Here is a 380-nt window from a genome sequence, read left to right as displayed (position 1 = left end):
AGGATCCCGCGGCTCCACGGATCTTCGCGCTCGATAAGGGCGGTGATCTGCTGCCAGCTGGCGCTGGAGAGCGGCGGCAGCTTCCACCAGTCCGGCTTGATCCCCAGCTGATAGAAGTGTTCCAGCATAGTGTGGTAATGGCGCTCGTCTTTGTCCGGGCCATTTTCCGGCAGGATCACCTCCAGCAGCAGTTCATGGCCTGACTTGTTACAGGCCTGCCAGACCTCGAGCAGCAGGGCGTCCTGCTCTGCACGCAGCGCCGCCGGGTCGTCCGGGTGATAGAAGACCAGGCATTTGACGACATGCTCCAGCGGCCAGTCGATCAGCTGTGAGCCGATGTTGCCATGCTCCAGACGCAGCGGTCGCGAGCTGGGCAGTTC

The 380-nt window shown here is 62.6% G+C and carries 1 protein-coding gene; it reads right to left on the bottom strand.

Annotated features, from left to right (window positions below):
* Window positions 1–380 (bottom strand): 2-deoxy-5-keto-D-gluconate 6-phosphate aldolase domain-containing protein (locus tag FJV41_RS56815; RefSeq protein ID WP_141649722.1); only part of this gene is annotated, 380 nt, incomplete at both ends.

Origin of the sequence: Myxococcus llanfairpwllgwyngyllgogerychwyrndrobwllllantysiliogogogochensis, from assembly GCF_006636215.1 — a bacterium.
In the GTDB taxonomy this organism is placed as follows: domain Bacteria; phylum Myxococcota; class Myxococcia; order Myxococcales; family Myxococcaceae; genus Myxococcus; species Myxococcus llanfairpwllgwyngyllgogerychwyrndrobwllllantysiliogogogochensis.
The sequence above is the reverse complement of the archived record's forward strand: the minus strand, read 5'-3'. Positions and strand labels throughout refer to the sequence as shown.